Genomic DNA, 22818 nt, shown 5'->3' on the forward strand with positions numbered 1-22818 from the left:
TTCGGAAATCGTTACGCCACGCCGGAGCGCTCACTCGACGACCGCCACCTCAACGCAGTGCTCGCTGCGACTTATGCTGCTCTTGCGCCAATCGATAGTGCCCACTACCTCGTCCCCGTGATCTCCCTGTTCAGATCTCGAGAGGTCCTCGGTGGTCTGAGGGCCGACCGACGGACCTGTGGCGGACGGCGTCGCGGGTGCCGTCAGTCGTTCCCCGGCGGCCCGTACGGCCTGCTCCGTCCACCGTGCCTGACCGGCGGAAGTGGTGTCGTGCCGGATGGCGCGCAGGTCGTCGAGCAACTGCTCGGCTTCGGCGGCCCATCCGCGCGCGTCTTCGAGACGCCCGGTGAGCAGCGCCATCGCCGCGTCGTGGCCGTCGAGCACTCCCTGGAGCCGGTCGCGTTCGGCCTCCAGAGGCGACATCAGGTCCCGTATCCGGGCCTGCGCGGTCGGGTCCGGATCGCCGTCCAGGACGAGCCGGACCCGCTCCGTCTCCAGGCCGCCGAGCCGGTCGGTGACGCGGGTGAGTTCGGCTCGTGCGCGAGCACGGTCCCGTTCCACGGTGGCCTGCTCGGGTTCGAGCCGGGCGACCGCCTCCTGCCATCCGGCGACGGCCTCCAGTGCCCGGTCGAACAGGCCGGGCAACGACGGACGCACCGCGCCCAGGTGTGCGCGGCGTTCGGCGATCGCCGTCGTGACCGCCTGCGCGAAAGTCTGCCCGCGCTGCCAGGAGGTGCGGTAGAAACGTGCCAGGTCGACCGGGTCGAAGCCGTGGGCCACCGCGAGACGCCGGAGGTCGTCGGTCCAGAGTCCGGCTCGCGTCGCCTGGTCGGCGGTCAGGACGGCGTCATCGAAGGTGGCGGGGTCGAAGGCGTAGACGCGCCCGGCCGGGTCCGCCCAGTGGCTGCGTACGGCGCCGTCGGGCTGATGAACGTCCAGCCGGAGGTGCGCGCCGAGTTCGTGTGCGACGTCCCGGGCGACGAACACCGGGTCCAGGGCGAACATCGCGGCTTCGGGCGGCAGCGCGGCCGGGGCGCCGGCCCTGTTGTCCCGGCGCAGCGCGTGGACCCGGTGGACCTCCGCGATGACGTCGGTGATCTCCTCCTCGACGGAGTGGGGCAGGCCGTCGGTCAGCCGGTCGTCGGTCCTGGTGAGCCGTTCCTCGTACTCGCCGAGCATCATGAGAGCGCCGGGGTCGAGTTCGTAGGCCGAGCGCAGATCGGCCGTCATGGTCCGCACCGCCCACTCGAGCGTCGCACGGTACTGCCGGGTCTGCGCGTCCGGACCGACGGTGAGCACAATCGGGCGGTCGCCGCCGGCCTGTTCGCGGATCTGGGTGACCATGCTGTGGTGGGCGCGCGAGGCGGTGTAATCCTGGTACGCCGCGTCGGCCAGCAGCGCGGGCAGGTCGAAGCGGGGCGCGGTGTCCAGCCCCTGCCACGCCTCTGGGTCCACCCGCCTCCGCAACACCTCTTCGGCCTGCTTCCGGTTCTCGGCCAGGTCGGCGAGCAGTTGCCGGTACTGGGCCTCGAAGATCTCCACGTACACGTCGCCGGTGACCGGGTCGCTGCGGAGCGGGCCGCCCTTATTGTGGGCCTTGCGGAACAGGTGGTGCCGGGTCTTCTGCGCCTCCAGCCAGAACTGGCCGCGCATACGGACCAGCAGCGTCGAGCCGAGTTCCTTGGCGTGCTGCTCGCGGCGGTAGTTCACGGTGCCGGCGCTGTTCTGGTTCACCGACGTGACCCGGCTACCCGCGTCGGTGGGTCCCCAGCTGCGGTCCGGATGCTGATGGTCGAGGGCACCGCTGCCGCCGACGGCGTAGTCAGCGGTGACCCGGGCCTGGTCGGAGCTGTTGTTCGCGGTCGTGCCGCTCTGGTGCTTGATGTACCGGCCGGTGCCGGTACCGCCGTCGGCCATGAGCCCGATGACCTGCGCGTCGAACAGGTCACCCTGCAGCCACATCGTGGCGCGTTCGCTGGAGTGACCGGGGATGAACAGGTTGTCGGCCACCTTGTACTTCTCGCCACCGATGGCGTTGCGCAGGTGGTTGGTCAGATGCGACCGCGACAACAGGGTCGGCAACGACAGGCTGGAGCGCGTCTTCGGATCGTTCGCCCGGGCACCGAGGGCCTTTTCGTACCAGTGCGGGCCGAACATCGTGCCCATCAGCTGGCGGGCGGCGGGCAGCAGGCCGTCCAGTACGACGCCGGTGACGTAGGCGTTGCCGGGCAGCTTGCCCAGCGGGACGAGGTCACGGACGTTCTGCGGGCCGCGGAGCCTGCCCGCCTCCGCCAGCGCGTGCGGCACTTGGAGGTCCAGCGTGCCGGCCACCGTGGTCTTGGCCACCGCGCCGTGCCGGGTCCAGGTGTCGAGGCCGGACAGCAGCAGGTTGTTCAGCGGCCGGCCGGACATCTTCAGCCGCCGGACCGTGACCGTCAGCTCGTGGGTGAACCGCACCGCGTAGTGGTTCGCCCAGTCGTAGACGGTCTGCTCCGACACCGCGTTCTCCGCGCGGGTCGTGCCGCGGTGGTGCCCCACGGAGGTCCTCAGGTCGGCCGGGCCGCTGGCGTGCGCGCCGCCCGAAGACAGCTTCGCGAACATCCACGACTGCGAGCCGTCCCGGGACGTGGACTTCGACGTGGGAACGTACCCGTGGGAGTAGACCTCGATGCCGGTGTTCCACCGGTAGTCGTGCACGTCCGGCGGTGAGGTCAGCGCGTCGGTCAGGTTGACCTCGATGATGTCGGTCAGGAACCAGCCGACCGGGTTGACCAGGTAGAGGGAGTAGCCGCCCTTGGCCAGGAACTCCTCCCACATGGCCTGGTCGCGGCCCTCGGCCAGGATCGCCTGCAACGCATCGACGCCGCCCTGCATCCGGCCGACGCGGCGGCCCTTGCCGTTCCAGATCTCCGCGCCGGCCGCCAGCAGACCGGGCGCGACCCGCTCGATCTCCTCCCGGACGATGTCGTAGGTGGTCAGCCCATCGGGATACTTCAGCTCATAGACGCCCGAGTGGCCCAGGAACCGGCCACCCGGATCGTCGCGGGTCAGGTACTCCGGCAGCTCCATCAAGTGGTACGGCCGCCGCGGGTTCCCCAGCTTCTGCCCGAACCTGTCGTTGAACCGGTCTCGGACCTCGAGCGAGGTGATCGGCGTTCCGCCGAGCGTGTGCAGCTCGGCCAGCGTCCCGACCAGCGAGGGACGGTTGATCTTGATCCCGGCCGGCAGGTCGGGGACCTCGTCGTGCCAGCGCATGAGGGTCTGGGCGACCACGTCGCCGCTGAGCCGCAATCTGCCGTTCCGCCAGTCGTTGAGCACTTCGGCGAGCCGCGGGTCGGTGAGCGGCGCGCGGCCCTCGGCGTACGCGACGACGTCGGCGGGCATCCGGGGGTGCAGGTACGGGTCGTACGGATCGCGCAGGCTGTGCCCGAACGCCGTGTTGAACTGCTCCCTGACCTGCGCGTCCAGCACCGGAGCGGCACCCGTCGTGTGCATCCGCACCAGCGAGCGCCCCAATTTCCCCCGCGAGACCCGTACGTCCTTCGGCAGGCCGGGCGCCTCGCTCTTCCAGCGCATGAGGATCTTCGCCGCCAGGTCACCGCTCAGCTTGAGCCTGCCGGTGTGCCAGCGCAGCATCGCGTCCTTGAGCTGACCATTCGAAATCGGCAGGCGGCCCTCGGCGTACTGGGTCAGCGCCTCCGGCTCGGGCAGCAGGAACACCATGGTCCGGGGATCCATGTGCTCGGTGTGGTGCGCCGAACTGCCGGGAAGCAGCTTGGCGTGCTTTTCCCGGCGGCTGGAGACCGCGAAGTCCACCGTGGTCTCGAAGGAGTACACGCGGTTGAAGTTGAGCTGCAGGAGCTCCTTGCCGCCGGTGCGCCCGGAGGTCTGCGACCGATTGTGCTGCCAGTGCCGGTTCAGGTCGGTCTCACCGGTGAGGTTCGCGAGCCCGGCCGTGTCGCCGGCGGCGACGTCCAGCTGGTCCCAGCTCCAGCCGACCGAGCCGGAGTCGGTGAGGCTGCTCTGGCCCAGGAACAGCTTGATCAGGCCCAGCACGAACTTGTCACCGGTCGCGCCGGTGAACCTCGTCGGGCCCAGGTCGCCCCGGATGTCCATCGCACCGAACGTGTCGCGGAAGATGCCCGGCTCGAACGGACGGTCGGTGGTGTACTCGCGGTTCAGGATCTCCTTCAGATGCGCCCGCATCTCGATCGTGCTCGTGAAGGTGTCCCGCGCCGCAGACGCCGTACCGGCCGGATCGGTCATCCGCCCCAGCGCCGAGACCGCGTCCCGGACACCGGTGGTGTCCACGAAGTAGACGACACCCTGTTCCAGGACCCCGGCCGGCGTCGGCCCGTCCGTTACCGGGCCTTCCTCGGTGCCGAGCGGCAGCAGGTACGCCAGAGCGGTCTGGTTCTCGACCTTGATCGGGTCCGGGTCGCGGACGCCCTTGCGGACCCGGCCCTGCACACCGGAGTGCTGGTACTCGACGGTGATCTCATAGTCGCTGGTCAGCGCGAACTCGTCGACCTTGCCGGGGTACTCCAGCAGCTCGGGACGGTTGTTGAGGAAGCCCACCGCGTCGGAGGCACCGACGCTCCGCTGCAACTCGACGCCCATCATCGCCGTCTTGAGCGCCTGGAAGAGCCCCTTGAACTTGAAACCCCACGCGACCTGCCGCGAGTGGCCGACGGACGTACCCGCGCTGTCCATGCCCATCGCCAGGTTCACCGTGTGGAACTCGTCCGTACTGCGCTTGAACTCCGGCGGGTGCTCGGGGTTCTTCCGCGCCTTGATGGTGACCTTCGCCGAATCGACGTCCCAGTCCACGCCCATGCCACCGCGGCGCTTGCGGAGCGTGAAGGTCATGCCGTCCTGGTGGATCTGGTCATAGTGGGAGTCCAGGCCACGGCTGGAGACCATCTTGTCGAACAGCTCTTCGTTGTCCACCAGGCTGTCGAGCTTGTTGCCGTGCCCGTACCACCTGTACCCCTCGAACGGGTCGGCCCCGTCCGCGGGCAGGAACCCGGTCCCGGACAGCTCGGCCGTGAGCACGTCCCGGACCCGCTCGACGGTCTCCTCGGCCACCATGACCAGGCCCATCCCGACGCCCTTGCCCTCCGCCACGTAGTGCGGCACGGGCTTGGTGTCCGGGTCCTTCCGGCCCCGGCCGGTGCCCCGGATCGCGTCCGGCTCGTACGGCACGGTGCCGCCCTGGGCCGGCGGGTTCTTCAGCGCCTCCCGGTCGACCGACAGACCGTGCTCGTACGCGGCCGCCTCCGGCACCCGGACCAGCGCCCTGCCGGGGACCGGGCCGGTCGTCCTCGGCGCCCGCTCGCCCTCGTCACCGCGGACGCTGACCGTCGCCCGATGCGTGAACGACATGGCGTACGCGTTGGTGTGCGAGGTGTCGCGCGGCACCAGCACGTGCAGGCCGGTCCGCCCCGCCGAGATCCCGTCGGTGTTCGACGAGCCGTAGCGCAGGTAGGTGGCGATGGCCAGGCCGGCCCTTTTCAGCCTCCGGAGCGGTGCCCCCAGGTCGACCTCGACGTTCGGGAACGTCAGACCGCTGCTGTTGCCGATGTTGTGGCCGCCGCTCCAGCCGTCGATGGCGGTCCGCACGTTCTCGATGTGCGACTTGTCGCTGCTCGCACCGACCCGCGGGGCATCGGCCAGCCGCTCGGACCGCACCGCCACCGCCGCCACCGGCCGCCCATGCTCGCTGTGCAGCCAGAACCGGTACCCGCGAGCGGTGTTGACCGCCGCGTCCAGGTGCATGTCCAGGTTCCACAGCTCCTGCAGCAACTCCTGACGGATCGAACTGCCCATCGGCAGCCGCAGCCCCTCCTCCCGCAAGAGCGCCGCGATCTCGTCGAACAACCGCGGAAGGTTCGTCAGACCAGAGGCCGAGAAGTACGACGGCAGCTTCTTGACCTTGACCGCCTCACCGGTCGCGATCACCTGGTCCGACGGGGCCTTCTCCAGATAGTGGTCCGGAATCCAGAGGAACAGGCGCTCGTCGGTCGGGTCGTCCAGCCGCTGGACGGGCGTCTGCGCCCAGGTCTTCTCCGGGTCCGTACGCACCTTGAACGACCACTTCGCCGTGTAGGCGATCAGCTTGTGCTCGGTGCGGTTGTCCTCGACGTGACCGCCCTCGGCATCGGCGATGTGCGTGTCGGACCGGTTCGACTGGTTGGCCGTCCCGGAAAGCGAACCGCCGAACCGCAGGGTCACACCCGGCGCCAGGGGGACACCGAAGTTCAACGAGAGCGCGCCACGAGTCGCACCCAGCTGCCCGCTCTGCGACTGGGCGTGCGCACCGGTCGCGAACACCGAGTTGATGGTGCCGACCGCCTGGTGCTCCCCCTCCACCGCAGGCAGGGTGGACGGCGTGAGCGTGGCACCGGCCGGGTTCTGTTCCTCGTGCGGATCGGTGGCATCGAGGGTGAACAGCACCTCGGCGTTCCCGATCGGCACCTGCAGACCGCTGTCGCCCGTCTCTCCGGCCGCGTCGTGCATGCCGAGGTACCGGTAATTGGACAGCAACCGGTGCGTCAGCAGGGCCAGCTCGTTCTCGGTGAACTCCGCCCCGGCCTCGCCCAGCGCCTCCCGGACCCGCCGCAGCAGCGCCGGCATCTGCGGCAGGCCCACACGTGGCACGCCGATCGAACGGATCATCGGATCCGCGTCGATCAGCGTCGCCCCCTCCTCCAGCGGAGCGGATGCCTCCGGCGGAACAGACGGCTCCGGCAGCCCGGGCAGTTCCAGCGGCTGCTCCCCGCCTTCCGGCGTCGCGGAGGTGAACGAGGCCGGCTCAGGGCTCGGCTCCGCGTCCGAGACGAGGCCGTCGCGGCGCCCCCGGCCGAACAGCGCCGGGACGATCGGCTCGCCCTCCACCGGGCCCAGGGGGGAGAACACGCGGAACCACTCGTCCCCAGGACTCGAGCCCGCCGCGGTGTCACCTGAGCGACGCGAGGTCACGTCACCGGTGACCGGATCGAACTCCACCCGATACGGAGTGGCCACGACCGGTCGGTCCAACACGCGCGACAACGGCTGGGCCACACCCGCGCCACCGTTGATCAGCAAGTACGGGTTCAGGCCCGGCGCCATCTGGGTGATCACCGCCGCCGTCGCCTCCACCGTGACCTCGCGCTCGCCGGCCATCACCCGGCCGTCCCGCACGGTCCCGAAGACGAACACACTCCCCTCGGGCAGCACGCCGGCCAGACCCCTCATCCTGGCGATGAGGGGCTCCAGCCCGGTTTCATCCGGTGCTCCAGGCAGCAGGACCGCCACCGGACGGCCGTCGACATCGACCACGCGCGTCTGCTCGAGCACGTCCTCGATCGGCATGCGCTGCGGCACCGTCGCCGCCGGAGCCGTCGTCGCGCCATCGTCGCGGCGGCTTTGCACACCCTGCGGGGGCGACTGCTCGACCTCGGGCCGGGGGGCGAGCTCAAGCTCGGAGTCGAGTTCGGTCTCGGTCGGTTCGTCGGCGAAGCGGACCTTTTTGGGAACTCGCGTCTGCGTCCCGACCGGGTCGGCGGGCCGCGACGGGTTGTCCTCGGCCTCGGCCTCCGGCTCAGGGCTCGGCTCCGCATCCGAGACGAGGCCGTCTCGACGCCCCTGGCCGAACAGCGCCGGGACGATCGGCATATTCGACGGTCCATACGAAGCGGGATGGCGCTCCGACTGCGCCGAATTCGAGTGACCGACGCCGCCGTCCGTCAACGGGATACGGATGGCCATGCCACTCTGCTCGAGCGGCACCATGTACATGGCTGCCGTATCCGCCACGAGCCCGTACCGCCCGGTCTCCGGGTCCAGAGAGGCCAGGGCATCCAGGAGGCTGTTCTCATTGGCGACCTGACCGATCCAGCCGTTGTCCCCTCGCAGGTAGGCGCCCGTCGGTGTGTGGATGAAGTCATCTCCAAACCGCACCCACCCCTGCGGCGACAACTCCCCGCCGCCCGGAAGCCTGATCCTGCCCGTGTCACCGACCTCATAGCTGAGCAGCGCGGAACGGGACGGAGCCGGGCGCACGTAGGTGAACCACCGCTCCGCGGATTTACCCTTACCACCGACCACCGGCACCTCATCGGCCGGCACCTCGGTAAGGCCGCCATGACGAGGTGCCATGACGGTGAGCGGACGGCCGATCGGCCACCCCGCAGCCAACGGATCCAACCCATGATCCGGCGACCCCCCACGCAGACCACCGTGCCTCGACCGCCGCTCTCCGCCCCGCCGGTTCAGCCGCTGAGCACCATCCACCACCGCACCGAACGCCGGCGCCGCATGGTCCACGCCCGGTATCTCGGCTAGGAACCGGGCCAGCCCCAGGCCTGCCGAAGCCGCGGCACGGGCCGACTCCAGCACGTGGGGCAACGCCGTCCCAAACGGCGGCTGGGGCACTCCCCGGACAGCGTAGAAGCGGGCCACGATCGCCTCCAGCCGGCGCCAGGTGAGCAGCGAGGTGTCGCCGTCGACGGCCCGCAGCCTCTCCAACCCCGCGAAACCCTGCATCAGACCGGTGTACGTCTCCTGGCTCGGGCGGAACTCCTGTCCGTACACCAGGCGCAACGCACGCACCCACCGCAGGACCCGCTTCGGTCCCCGCGGATCCGCAGCCAGCGTCCCGCCCAGCTGGTACGCCTGGGCGGCCAGTTCCTCATCATTCGGCTCAGGCCGGAACGTCAGCCAGTAGGCGTCGTCGGGGCGATCAATGTTGCTCGTGACCAGCAGCAACCGGGCCGGCAGCCCCCGGGCGGGATCAGCCGGCCGGTAGAGGGTGGAAACGTTGGCGCCGGCCAGAGGCCTGCCCAAGGCGTTGGACATCCGCTGGCCGCCCGCCGGCGTCTTCAGCGGGTCGATCGGCTCCGGGCCCTCCGGGAACGCGGCGACATGGCAGCCGTCCGCCAAGGCCAGGTCCTCCGGCCCGAGCGCCTGCATGCTGGGACGCCGCTTGAAGTACCGGGCCATCTCCTCCAGGTAGGCGGCACCGCTCGATCCATCGGCGAGGGGCACCTTGGCCGCGGTGCTGTTGGAGTGGAAGGCCATGACGTACTTCGGTTCGAAGGGCAGCGGCATCGGGGCGCTCTCGCGTACCACCTGCACCTTGTTGTCCGGCCCGCGCACGACTTCGGCGTAGCTGAAGTGCCGCACCTCGACCTGGCGCCCGCGGATGAAACGCTTGCGCAGCTCGTCGTGGGACATCACGACGCGGCCGAAGGTCTGCTGCTGGTCCTCGGTGACCAGGGTGGTCGAGACGATGGCGCTGTCCGGCAGCGGCCGACCGCTGTGGTCCAGCACCGCGCCCGGCTGGTCGGACGGGCGGTAGCCCGGGTCGCTGGGCACGAAGGCGGCGGACCGGCCCGCCAGAGCCATCCACACCGTCCCGGCGGCGTCGGGCGCCAGGTGCAGTCCGCTGTCCGGCGCCCAGGTCCTGACCCCCAGCCCGTCGGCCACGATCCGCGGGCCGTCCACGGTCCCGGCGCCGATGGCCTGCGACATCATGATCACCTCGGCCTGCGGCGGCCGGTGCCGGTCATGGCGCATGAGCTCGACGAACTCGTCCCAGTCGTTGAGCGCCAGCCGGGTGCCGTCCGAGCCGGCCACCATCGGGCGGTGGTGCCCTCCGTACATCGACACCGCCCACCGGTAGCCGCCCCAGGGCGACGGCCGGTCGGCCGCCAGCGGCTGCCCGTTGCGGCCCACCACCCCATAGCTGTCCAGGTTCACCCGGCGTACGGTGCCGGTCCAGTCGCGGCCCACCGGCCGCCCGTAAGCGTCGTACATCAGCAAGCCGTCGTCCAGCGCGCCCCGCCGCTCCAAGTCGTACGCGCCGATCGCGGCCAGACTCCCCGCCCGGCCGGCGCCGTCGGCCGCGGCGACCAGAGCGTACAGCTCGTTGAACCGCTGGGCGTCCAGCGGAACCTGGTCCCCCAGGTGGAGCAGCCGCTGCGCCAGCACAGCCAGGTCGGCCTGCGGCCCGGCCACCCGCTGCAGCACCGCCTGAGCGGTGTACGCCACCGAACCACCGTGTTCCGCGTACTCCTGGTACGGGAACGTGCCCGGCGCGCCGGCCCGCAGTCCGGGCAGTTCCTTCTTGGCGATCAGGTGTGCGATCGCCTCACCCTGGTCGTGGCGGATCCGGTTCCGCCACGAGCCGGGCAACTGGTCGTGGTAGCGGGCCACGGTCTTCGCGCCCACCGGCCCGTGTTTCCATCCCAACCCGGGCCGCGCCAGCACGGTGTTCACCCGCTTGAGCAGCTCCGGATCCCAACCCGGGCCCGTCCGCTCCCACTCCTCGGGCTCCGGCGCCAGGACGGTGCCGGGCTCGACCGGGGTGATGGCGTCGGTGTCCTGGTCGACGCCACCGAGCATGCCGACGGAACCATCCGGGATCGTGACGACGGCATGATGCCCCTGCGGGTCGCCCGTGCCGGTCTGGGGTTGTCCGCGCAGCAGGACCGCGGCGATCTGGGGGAGGGAGTAGCCGCCGTTGAAGATCGCGTGGAGGTCGTCGTCGATCACGGGGTGGAAGCCGTGTCGCAGGAGCAGATACGGCAACAACGCATAGACGTTGAGCCGGAGGTTTCCGTCCGCGTACGGGTGCAGGACATGCAGAGCGCGGATCGTCCGGCCGATCGCGATCAGACGACCGAGGTCCGTGGTCGCCGAGGAGACCTCGGCGCGGAATCTGTCGAAGATCTCATCGACCAAGGCCGGTGTCTCGGCGGACTCGTAAAGGGTATACGCGTACGTCTGGCCGAGAAGGTGGCGCCGGTAGACGGTCAGCGGGGCGGCGCCCTCCCCTGTGTTACTCCATGTGTAAGCCTGATCGTAGGAGGAGATGAGAGACCGGCCGCCGATGACCTCATCGACGATGTCCGGCGCGGGCCGGGCGGCTCTCAGGGGAAAGCGCCCCATACTGGTGCCGACGCCATTACGTTCGAACTCCCCTTCCACGCCCCTTGTGACCAGGTCGTGAAGGTCGTCGTAGGTGTTCCAATCAAGGTGAAGCGGGTCTTCGCGGTCGAAGACCTCGTTGAATGTACGCAGCATCGCCGCCCGGTAGCCGGGCGACTGGTGGCTGTCGTAGTAATGGCCGGGATCTGACGGGAGTTCGGCGAGTGCCGCGCCGTGATGCCGTGCTTCGATGACGTACTTCCATACGTCATCTGCTGCCACGACATCGGAGAAGCTGAGCGGGGGACGCGGCGGCGTGGGCATGGTCGCGGACGGATACAGCTCCGCCAGTTCATCGAGGGCGCTGGGCTGTGCTCGGCCCGCAGTCGTACCGGTGATCTGAACGGTCGGCGTGCCGTCCTCGTCGCCGTCCCCGCTGTCCTCGCCGCCCTCCTCGTCCGGGGGAACGATGACGATGTCCGGCACATCGACGGCCGGGCCCACGCGTTCACGGCCCGGCGCCGACGGGCCGGGATGCGACGGTGTGTCATCCCGCCGGCCCACCACCGAGTACAGCGCCGATGAGGCGTCGGGCGCCGGATCGGGCTCCTTGCCCGGAACCGGAGCAGCGGTAGGCTGCGCAGCGGCATCCGGCGGTGCAGCTGCGTTCTTCTCCAGTTTGAAACCGACGTCCTGCCCGACATGTGCGCTGAACCGCGCTGCCACGTTCGCCAGCCAACGCTCCCCCTCCCCCGGATCGACAGCCCCGCGAACCTCCTTGCTCATGTAACGACCGGACTTGTCGTTCACCACCCACTGCCCGCGCCCCTCATCCCACCGGAACTCACCCGATACACGAGAAAGACCCTGCACCGCACGGCCATCGACAGCGGAATCCGCCCCAATGCCGACGTGACCGATCCCACCCCACCGCTCATTGATGACCCCACGAACAGCCTCATCGTCCAACCCGGCCAGGCTCTGATCCCATTCACGCACCCCCGCCAACAGCTCCGGAGTCAAAACCGACCCCGGCTCCTCACTTCCGACCACCACCTGGCCATCAGGACGCACCGTATACAGCCACACCGCACCCGGATTACCCGTCAGCAACGACGACGGCACCTCCCCCAGCACCGACCACACAGGGTTCAGCCGCAAATCCCCCAAATCATCCTTCTCCGTGTCCTTCACCCGCTTCGGAGGCAACGCCGCCCCATAAGCAGCATCCAGCGGGTAATCGCGTAGCACCGCCGTCGCGTCGACCACCGACTCGATGATCCGCAGATACCGCTGCGGCATGGGCTGCGACGGGTCGAACACACCCCCCGCCATGATGCCGTCAGACTTGACCGCGCGAGACGTCACCGCCCGCCGGAACAGCGCCAACGCATCCCGATACTCATCCGACAACCCCAGATAATGCAGAACCTCATGCAGCAGGGCCACCGTGAAATCCCGCAATCCCCAATGCCGAGTACCCGGTTCCTCCAAATCCAGATCAGGAGCATCACTCGTCCGGCCCGGCCGCAGCTCAACGGCCTCCGCGTGATCCGGATCGATGACCAATTTCACCTCGACATGCAGCTGGTCCTTCGACCCCGGAAGCTCATACCCCTGATTCACATAGGCGTCCAGTCCCCGCTGCAGCGAAGTCTCCAGTTCTGCCACGTCATCGGCCGACACTCCGAACAACGGCCGCACCGGGAGAACCACAACATGGTTACGCACCCACTGGCCGTTATCCGCCTGAATCCGCTGCACATTCGCCCGGATCTGGGTGTCCGTCCCATCCAGACCCGCGACTCCCGGTGTCGAGAAAGGAACGCCCGGATCGAACCGCTCCGTGGAAACTCTCGCCACCGGTGCGTCGAACCGCCGATGCGCCCACTGATCCGGACTCGCGGGAGAGGCGACGCGTCTGCCCGGCTCCGCTACCGGTCTCACCTGTGCGTCCTCCGGCGCCGATACGTCGACGGCGGCATCGGCGACCGCACCCGAGGTGCCCGGCATCGACCACGTCGGCGCCGCAGACTCGATCGTCACCGGCGTATCGAATTGCGCGAGCAGATCCGGCAGCGAAACCTTCTGCAGGAAGTTCGGCCATACCCCGACGTGATAGCGTTCCAGCTGTCCTTCGGTATCGACATCCTCCATCTCATCATCGGAGTCCTCGCCCGATTCACCCGGCGGCTCATGTTCCCAGTGGCTCAGAACCTCCTGATGCCCTTGGCCGTCATGAGCGTCGAGGGCAAGCGCGACATGGGCAAATTGATTGAAGAACACCAGGTGGCCTGGCGGGATTGCGGGCTCCACGAGGCCCGTGTCCGGATCGAATCGGTGCTGGGTGATCGGCGGAGCCACAATGTGCTCAAAAAGCGTCCGGTAGTAGAGATCGCGGGCACCCGCGTCGGCAATATTGTCATCGGCGCCGTAGTCGAGCGCGTCAAAGTATGCGTCTTCCGCCGCCTCGCCCGCCCGCTGGTGAATGCCTTCCAGCCATGCCTTGTCGACAGCACCGGACCAGTACGCGGTGAACAGCAACGCCTCCCAGCAATTCAGCGTACTCGCCCACTTCGGCGCCGGACCGTTACCGCGAAGCCACCGACCGAAATCGTTGGTCACCCCCTTCCCGGTTTCTTCGGAGATGCGCCATCCGTCGTCGTCTACTTCGGGTTTGGAAGACCCCCTCCACCAGTAGAAACCGACCGATCCCTCCGCGGCCCGCATCACCCGGGTCATCCAATCCCGCTTCGCCGCCGGATTCACTGGATACAGGTCCTCGGGGGCGACACCCGCCGCCGGCCTCAGATCCGGTGGCGCACCAGGCCCTGGGCGAATCGGCAGCTCGTGAGTCCAATCCGTCCCCTGGCCGTAACGCGCAGAGCCGGAAGGCGTCTGCCGCCCCAGATCATCCAGGCCCTGGACCGCACGATCCGCGTACCGTTGGAAGTCCCGGATCTCTCGACGACCGGTCTGTCCGCGGCGCGGGTCGAGGTGCTCCAGGACGGCCTCGCGTACCGCCTCGACCGCCGCCAGTGCGGCCGGGGCGTACCCACCTCCGAACCGCATGACGCCGTGCAGGGCCAGGGCGGCGTCGGCGAGCAGGTTCGTGGTCACGTGCTCCCGGAAGATCGGAGCGCGGAGCGGCTCGGTGGCCTGACGTGCGGCGACATCCAGGAAATCGCGGACCTGGGACACCACGTCGGGGTGGGCCGGCCGGTGAGCGCTGACCGCACGCACCGCCGCGGACAAGGCCTCGACATGGGCGAGGCCCTGCGGGGTGGCGCCGTTACGCTTCATCCGCTGGGCCACGAAGTACTCTTCGCGCGCGATCCCGGCGTACGTCGCGGCCAGTTCGTCCCCCTCATCGAGGGAAATTCGACGCTGCCTGGTGAGATTGCGCATCTCCAGACGGACCGCAGCCCGCCTGAATCTGCTGCTCAGCCTCGGAAATGCGGTCCGGACGCCCAACGCCTGGTGCTGGCCGACGTCGAGTCGCCGCCCCGGCGGCAGCAGCAGGGTGCTGACGTAGTCGCTCAAAGTCAGGTCGGGCTGATACTGCAGCGGATAGTCGAAGACATGCCGCACTGGACGTCCCGCCGCACGCCGTCGGTGCTTGTAGTCCGCTATCTCGTCGGCGAGCCGGGTGCGGATCAGGTCCCACACTTTCTCGCTGATCGCCGCAGCGTGGCTTTCGAAGAAGTCCTGAAGGTCTTGGGGCAGTCCTTCGCGGATGGCCCCGAACGAGTCACGCAGCGTGCCGAATACCTTGTTCTTGGGGAGGCCGCCCTCATCGCTCAGATAGGCCGCGGCCACCGCGAGGGCATGCGTGGCCAACAGCGTCATGGCCCCCCGCACCGCGGCGACCCCGGGCACGAACTCCATCGCCAGACCGGCGAACGGGCCGACCTCGCCGCCTAGGCGGTCCTCCAGGTACGACCGCACAATGCGCCTGGCGAACGTGAAAGCATCGGGCAGATACTTCCTTGCCGAAGCCGCCGCATGCGGTGCCACGGACAGCAAATAGTCCGGAATCCGCGTCACCGGAACGTCCAAGGTGAACTGCGCCATAACTCTGTCCGTCCGCCAGGGCGGCCGGATGACGGTGATGTGCTCGGCCAGCCTCCCGTCGTACTCCCAGCGGTCCTCCTCCCAGAACAACTCCTTCAAAGGCGTGCCTCGAAAGGCCGGCCCCCCGGCGCCGCTCCGCAAAGGCACAGCCCCGCCCAGCCGCTCGATGATCTCCCGGACGGCACGCTTGACGTCCTCGGAGGAAGGCAGATCATCCTCCAGACCCGGGATGACCCCCTCCGGATCGATGACCATCTCAATGATCTTGACGTCTAGGCGGGTCACCCGCCCCCGCCCCGACGCACGCGCCTCATCCTCCGTCGCGAAATAACGACCGCCGGCGGTGTGCACCTGCCAGCTGTCGGTCATCAGAAGGATCCCGTGGTACCGGTCGCGGACCAGCACCACGTCCCTGTTCTCGGGGAACGTCCGGCCGTCATGGATATGCACAAGGAAGCCGGTCTCCAGCTCCCGGCCCAGCGCCTCGTACGCCTGTTCGGTCGACGGAGTCAGCAAGGCGTCTCTCGTGCTCGCCGCCTGCGTCAAGCCGCCAGCCGACGGCACCGCCTGCCCCGCCGCATCCACCACGATCGCCCGCGTATCGACCCCCGGTACCAGGGGACCGTCCTCGAACGCCCGTACCCGCGAGCCCGGTCGTTCCTGGGTCTCGACCCAGAACAGCTGACCATCCTCATTCAGCAACGCATAGCCGTGACGAGGCCCAGTCGGCGGCGACGTCAACACAAGCGCGTACGCACCAGGCCCCAGATCCCGCACCTGCCCCGCGACACCGGCCAGCGAACTGTCCACCGGCCGCCACGCACCACCCGTCGCCGCCGCCAGCGCCGCCTCCGGCGTACTCGAGCCGACCGTGAAGTCATCACGAGCCACCGCCGTGGCGCCGGGCCGAGCACGCCACAAAGCCTCCAAACGCGGGACACAGTCCCCGGCCAACGCCTCATACGGCGGCAACACCCGCGACAGCCACTCCTCCAACCGCTCCCGCGGATCCAACACCCCCTCGCCCTCATCGACTACGGCGGCCTCGCCGGGCGACTCCGTCGCCGGCTGCTTCGAGTCGCCCTGCTCCGGTGTGAGCGCTCCCGGCGACGGTGTGGGCGGGGCGGGGTGTCGTGGGCCCTCGTCCGGCCGGTTCACCACCTGATGGATAGGTGCCGCCGCGACCGTCTCCGCGTCGCCTTCGCCGACCGACGGCGGCGCGGCGGCGAACCCATGTGCCCCCGGAACACTCGCCGCCGGCGGCAGATCCGACGGCGCGGGCGGGGCAGCGTGGCCTGACGGCTCCTCCTGGGCGAGCTGGAGCAACTCCAACGCCGCCGCCCGCTCCGACGTCGACATCTCCGTAAGAGCGAGCGGCCGACCCTGCGCATCAAGAGAGAACACATGAGCACCGACCGGCGGAGAGCCTCCCCGCGTGCCGAACCGCTCAGTAAGCCAGTCGCTCACCTTCTTGGTACCGGCCGTAATCGTGTAGCCGGCGTTCTCGTGCTGATTAGGATCGACCAGCACAAGACCCGCATCACCGCTGTGATAAACGACGATCCCGTGACTCATCCAGCCACGACGATCGAACCAGACATGAGCGTGCGCACCAGGCTCCGCCCGCACCAGAGAAACAACAAGATCTTCCCACGCGGTCACACTCGGCCATCGGGCTTCCGGCAACGGTGTCGAAGACCACCGAGCCGACAAACCAGTGAGCACCGACCAGGAATACCCATTCGGTCCAGCCGGCAGGCCCACATCGCCGGGCCGAGACTCGTCAGCCCTCCTGGCCTCCTCGGCGACCGCAGCGGCATGGTCCTCGATCTGCCGCGCCGACAACACACCGCCCGCGGCGGACCGTCTGCCGACCACCTCACCGGACCGGCCGGGCACCTCCCCACTGACCGCCTCATCCACAACCGGCACGACACCGGTGTGCATCACGGCAGGGAACGCCGTCAGGCGGGCCATTTCCCCCCGCCAGGCGTTCATCCCTGACGCCGGCACCAATCCAGCGACGCCCTGGCCCCCGACCGCGCCGATGGTGGGCCGCGAAATGACCGGCCCCCGGGTCCCGTCCTCGAGCTCCAGCGTGATCGTCCCATTGGCATGGCGCCGCCCCCGCGTGACCTGTACACACGCCGCCGCCCCAGAACCGGTCCTACCGTGGCCGGCCGTACTGTGCCGCGACGAGCGCCACCCGATTCGCCCGCCCTCCGCCGATGCGCCGGCCACGATCGACATTGCTTACCAGACCTTCTCAGGCCGCCCGGCGGCTTCGGTGCCCGCGCACCACCGGCTTCTCGAATTCGTGCGCCGTCACGTCGCGCAGGTAGAGCACCTGGCCGTCGACGATGCCCAGCTGGTTCAGCGAGCGCTCGGGCGCGTACGGCTCGCCGGTGGGCAGGGCCAGCGACCAGGCGGCCGGCATGACGTCGGCCTCCGGCCGGGCGCACAACTCGGCCGGCGTGTTGACGTAGCTGGTGATCGGCGCGTCGGCGGGTACCGCGAGGTCGACCTGGCATCGCTCACCCACGGCAGTGATCCGGCAGTGCTCATCCACGAAAGACGCACCCCTTAAGGTTCGCGATCGAGCCCGGCCATTCTTGCCGTGGGGAACCGCGGCATCCAGTCCCCGTTCCGGTGTCCCCGCGAGCCCCGCTCGGCATCGCGGGCACACTCAAGGCAATGGGGGATGGCCACATGAAGCACTGAAAGGGCGGCGACCTGAACGCATGCCGTTATCCCGTTCTCATCGGGTGTGCTGTGACTGCTGCCCTGCCACCGGATAGCGGCGGCCTCGATCACCGGAGCGTCGGCGGGGCGGGGGCGGAACAGGTGCGGCAGGGCGTTCTCCAGGTCATCGGCCAGCCGGTAGCCGCCGTCCGGGCCCTGTTCCAGGGGCAGCATCCCGTACATGCCGCCGGAGACGGGCACCCGGAGAGTCCCGCGGGGGCCGTTCAGGATGAGGGCGACGTCGAATCTGTAGTGCCGGTACCGGCGGGTGGCCTCTTTGTTCTTCTCGTCGGTGCCGCCGAGCTCCCCTTCCTGCTCCTCTGCCTCGTCCCGGCCGTACTCGAACGCGCCGATCCCCAGTTGTTTGGCGTCGCCGACCTCACCGCCGCCCTCCGGGCCGAACCGGACGCGGAAGCCCTTGGACTTGCCGGTCTTCTTCTTCTCGGCCTCGCTCTCCTGGGTGTAGATCCGGCCCTTGAACGACGTGCCGTCCAGCGGCCCGATCGGCTCGGCTCTGGTGATCTCCAGGCCGGCGATCGTCTTCCGCGAGCCGACCGGGACCTCGTAGACGTTCTTCAGCAGCTCCTTGATGTACGGGCGGATCAGCTCGTGGCTGGTGAAGTGCAGGTACCGCAGGCCCGCGATGGTGGTGAAGTCCAGACCGGGGACGTTCCAGGCGCCGGGGGCGCTCAGGTCGTCAGGGAGCCGGTACGGCGACGCGGGCAGCGCCGCCCAGCGCTCGACCGCGGCGGCGAACGGGACGCCCCAGGGGTGCAGGTTCCGCGTGAGGGCGTCGATCGCCTGTTCAGGCTGTCCCTCCCACGGCGGGCGGGCGTCCCAGGCCGGGGTGTCGCCGAGGGCGGGCTTCAGGCCCACGGGCGGCGCGTCGAGGATCGCGATGCTCTGCGGGACCAGCAGCCGGACGTCACCGGTCACTCCATCGGGGGCGTCCGGCTCGATCACCGTGTGCCAGACGAACGACCGGTGGGAGTACCACCGGTCCCCGGCCTTCGGATCGGCCGCCAGCCGGCCCAGGCCGATCACCGCCTCCCGCAGGCCGCGCACCGGTACGTTCAGCAGCTCGGGCAGCTCGGTGTTGAGCCCGACCTCGATCCTGAACGCCAGCGGGTGCTCGAACTCCAGGGAGCCCTCGCGGGTGCCGGCCCGGTAGATCTCCAGGGTCTTCTCGTGCGCCTCGGTCCCGTGGGAGGACTCGGCGGTGAAGTCGACACCGGCCTCCACACCGCCGTGACCGTCCCCGTGGCCCTTGCGCCCGACCCGCCCGCGGACGTCGGCTCCGCCGCCGTAGGTGAACGCGGCCGACCTCTCGCGGGACTCCTCGCGCTGGCCCTCATCGCGCAGGGTGAGCTTCACCTCCGGCCGCGGCGCCTGTGACGTGGCGGTCCCGACCGCGGCGGTCACCCGGACGAACACGTACCGCGTGCCGCCGAACGGCTGCGGTACCGGGATCCAGCGGGTGACTCCGGATCCGGTCAGCAGGCGCCAGTTGTTGCGCAGCGCGTCGCTGGAGAACGCCGCGTCGAGCTCCTGGGCGAGAAGGTTGGGGCGGTCCTCTCCCTCGAAGAACTCCTTCAGCACTCCATGGTGGCGGAGCTGCTGCTTGATCTTGTCGAGGACCTGGTCGGCGTTCATGGTCTCGGGATAGGACATCCCGGGCAGCAGGCCGGGCGGAACGTGGCGCGTCGGCACCTGAGGCACCGGCCGCGTCACGCCGGGCGCGGTCAGGCCCAGATCGAAGATCCGCCGCTGGGGGATCAGCAGGTCCATCGCGTCCGTCGCCCGGAGATACCGGGTCGTCTTCGACCGGTACCCCCGTCTCCACCGGATCAGCGTCACCTCGAAGACCGGGTCCGTGCGGTAGGTGTGCGTCGTGCCCCCGTAGGTCGCGCGCGAGATGCCGATGTTGCCGCGCGTCTTGCTCTGCTCCTTCTTCCACGTGAATCCGGCGTGATCCTGGATGGTGACCTGGACGCGGCCGCCCATGCTCCCCTCGTGCTCGCCGCCGGCGGAGTGCCCGGTCTCCGGCCCGTCTTCTGGGCTGACGACCTGTTTCCCGGCCTCGGACCCCATGCGCAGCTGAGGGCCGGCCGCGAAGCTGGAGCCGCCCTTCAGCTTGTGCTCGCCGCCGTACTTGTGGACGCGGGTGCCCTGGGCGTACTGCTCGATCTCCGTGCTCCCGCTCGCCCCGGCGTGACGCGGCCGGTAGCCGCGCAGCCGGATGCGGAAGGCCTGTTTCAGGCCGTCCCTTCCCCGCGGCAGGCTGACGGTGCGGCCCTTCTTCCCGGTCGACACGGGGAAGTACTGCGCGAGCTTGTCCGGCTTGTTGAGGTCCTTGATCGCGGACGGCCAGTTCGTACGGTCGTCGGCCCAGCGGGCCGGCAGGCCGTTGGCCTCCGCGTACAGCCGGGCCGCCAGGCGCGGCAGCTCCGGGATCACGAAGAACGACGGATAAACGCCCGACGCGCCCCCGGCCTCCAGGTCGACGAAGTCTTCGTCCGGCCACGCCGCCGGCGTGCTGACCGTACCGGCGTTCTGGAGTTCGACGGCGGTGAGCGGGGTGGCCGGGCGGTGCTCCTCGGGGACGACGATCCGGGCGGTGACGTCTTCGGGCCGGTCGATCCACCAGGTGATCCGGCTGCGCTTGGCGGGGCGCACCGACACCTGGTAGATGACGTTGTAGTCGTGCTCGTCGACCTGGCCGGTGGTCTCGGTGCGCCGGTAGGACTTGGCGCTCCCCCCGAACTCCCTCTTGGCGGTGTAGGAGTACTCGCCGTGCGCGCTCCAGGCGCCGAGCACGAAACGCATCCAGGGCCAGGTGAACCGCACACCCCCGCCCCAGCCCAGCTCCGCTCCGATCTCGGTGTTGCGGTGGCCGGCCGTCGCCGCGGCCAGCAGCGCACGCCCGTTCACGGTCATCGGATAGGTGTCTCCGCCGATCCGCTCCCTCAGCTGTGCCTGGACCGAGATCTCGTACGCGCGCCCGCCCACGTGGACCGTATGATCCACTCCGGCCATCACGGCGGGCAGGTCCGCCTCCAGCGCCGGCCTGCTGAAGTAGGTGACCAGATCCAGGTCCGCCTGCGACCAGTCCACCTTCTTCCCACCCGAGACCGCGTCGTGCTCGTGCTGGAGGACCGCGCGGATCTGCTGGTGCACGAGCTCGGAGCCGGGCAGCAGAGCCGGCATGCCGAAGCCGACGCCCCGGCGCGCCGCCAGCGCCAGCGGCTCACGGTGCGCGGGGTCGACCTGAATCGGACGGTCGAGATTCCGCGGCCGCCGGAACGCCGACGGTGGTGGCATCGAATCCGCCGGAGCCCGTACGGCGCCGGTCATCCGCTTCTCGAAGTCGGCGGCCTCCGGTTTCGGCACACTGGTCTCCGCCTCCACGACCGTGCTGACCGGGTCGATGGGGTGCGTCGCCGAACGGATGTCGACATCGACGCGCAGACCCGTCCGGTACCGGGACTGCTTCCCGCCGCGGTTCAGCACCGCGTGGCCGAGCCCCTGCTCGGACAGCCCATGGCCGGCGCCACGCGAGAAGGGCGCCATGAAGGACGGCCCGCGCACGAAACCCTTGCCCGTGCCGTGCTGCGCGTGTTCGACGTCGGGCAGGTGCGCCCCAGGGTCGGCGTCGAGACCGGCGACGCTGAAGTAGAAGCCCGTCGCCGCCTTGCTCTCCCCTTCCTGTCCCGGTTTGACCGTCAAGCCGACCCCGGAATCCTCCCGGACGGTCACCTCGCTGTCGCCGATGTACTGCAGCCGCTCGATCTGCGCGCTGAACGAGAAATGCCCTTCGAACCGGCTAAGCGGCCCCGTCGGAACCGTCACCTTCTTCGTCGGAACCCCGCTGCTGAGGACCACGCGGCTCCGGTTACGCGTCGACTTCTCGTTCACGTACTCGGTGACCTCGCCCATCACCGTACGGACGGACTCGGCCGGCAGGCCGGCGCCCAGGAGACGCAGCTGCACGTCCGCGACGACGGGGATCAGGTCGACCGCGTTGATCGCCTCGGTCGCCTGCGACGGGCGCCGCACGCCTGCGGCCGCACCGGTCGGGGGCATCGTTCCCTCCGGCCGCGGCGCGTCCGGGGCCGTGAAGGGCGCGGGGAAGTCGACGTCGAAACGCTGGGGCAGCACCACGTCGTTCGGGCGCTCCACACCGTCGACGAATACCCGTATCGCCAGACCCGACCGGAAACGGGTGTTCTCCGCCACGAACAGTTTGCGGCCCGCGATCACCTGCCGGTCGTGGCCTTCCTCCTTCTTCACCGACGCGTCCGCGGTCACCGCCGGCAGCCCGGGTACCACCGCCGACGCGACCCGCGAACCGATGCCGAGGAACGACAGGAGGAGCGCGTCGAAGCCGCGCGTGACCGATCCGCCCGACTTGCCGCCCGAGGACATCGAGGCGAAGGAGACCCCGTAACTGCGAACGTCGCCGGTCGGCTGCTCGCCCGGGCTCGCGTCCCGCAGAACCGGGCGGATCCACACGAGATGGCCGCCGGCCACGAAGAAGCGGCCGTTCTGCAGGAGCGTCTCCCACTTCTCGATGTTCTTCTCGGCGCTCTTCCCCCCGGTGTCGTCGGTCCCGAGGACCTCACGCAGCCCGTTCTGGATCCCCGCGCTCAGCTCCGGACCGTCGTCCGCGCGCCGGACCCTGCTGCCGACCTCATGGGCCCAACGCTGGGCGTCCTCGGTCGACCACGGGTCGACGCCGGTGATCGATGCCTCGCCCAAGGCGTCCTTGTCGAGATACCACGGAGCCCGCGGCCCAGCCGGCCGTTCCGCCACCGACGACGTAAGGCCGTCCGCGGCCACGGGCGCCGACGCGCCGGCCGGACCGGCGGCGGACGGAGCGGGCACGACCGACAACGCCGGAGCGAGCTGCGCGGGGGCCTGCAACATCGCGATCGCGGCCTGGCCGACGGAACGCATCGCGACATGCGCCGGAACGACTTTGACCTGCACACACGCCTTGGTGCCGTTCTCCTCGGGGACACTCCGGCTGCTGCCCCGCCACCCGGAGGCGTCCGCCGGAGATCCCGTCACGGTCACACCGGCACGAGG

Annotated in this window: 3 protein-coding genes; all 3 read right to left on the reverse strand. The window is 69.6% G+C overall.

Translation table 11 applies throughout. The features are described 5' to 3' along the window. Positions 1-30: 30 nt before the first annotated feature. Genes NE234_RS43555 through NE234_RS43565 form a run of 3 tightly spaced genes read right to left on the reverse strand, consistent with a single transcriptional unit; the run spans position 31 to position 22800 of the window. Positions 31-17238 (reverse strand): lonely Cys domain-containing protein, encoded by a 17208-nt coding sequence (locus NE234_RS43555; protein WP_252787049.1) that lies wholly within the window; start codon positions 17236-17238, stop codon positions 31-33. Between the two features lie 16 nt (positions 17239-17254). Continuing rightward, complete coding sequence (locus NE234_RS43560) at positions 17255-17674, reverse strand: EsaB/YukD family protein (RefSeq protein ID WP_308207008.1); 420 nt, start codon at positions 17672-17674, stop codon at positions 17255-17257. Further along, positions 17572-22800: a hypothetical protein gene (locus NE234_RS43565; protein WP_252787051.1), complete on the reverse strand. Its 5229-nt coding sequence runs from the start codon at positions 22798-22800 to the stop codon at positions 17572-17574. The genes NE234_RS43560 and NE234_RS43565 overlap by 103 nt, the downstream gene beginning before the upstream one ends. Positions 22801-22818: the final 18 nt, after the last annotated feature.

The organism is Actinoallomurus rhizosphaericola, assembly GCF_024055675.1.
Lineage (GTDB): Bacteria > Actinomycetota > Actinomycetes > Streptosporangiales > Streptosporangiaceae > Actinoallomurus > Actinoallomurus soli.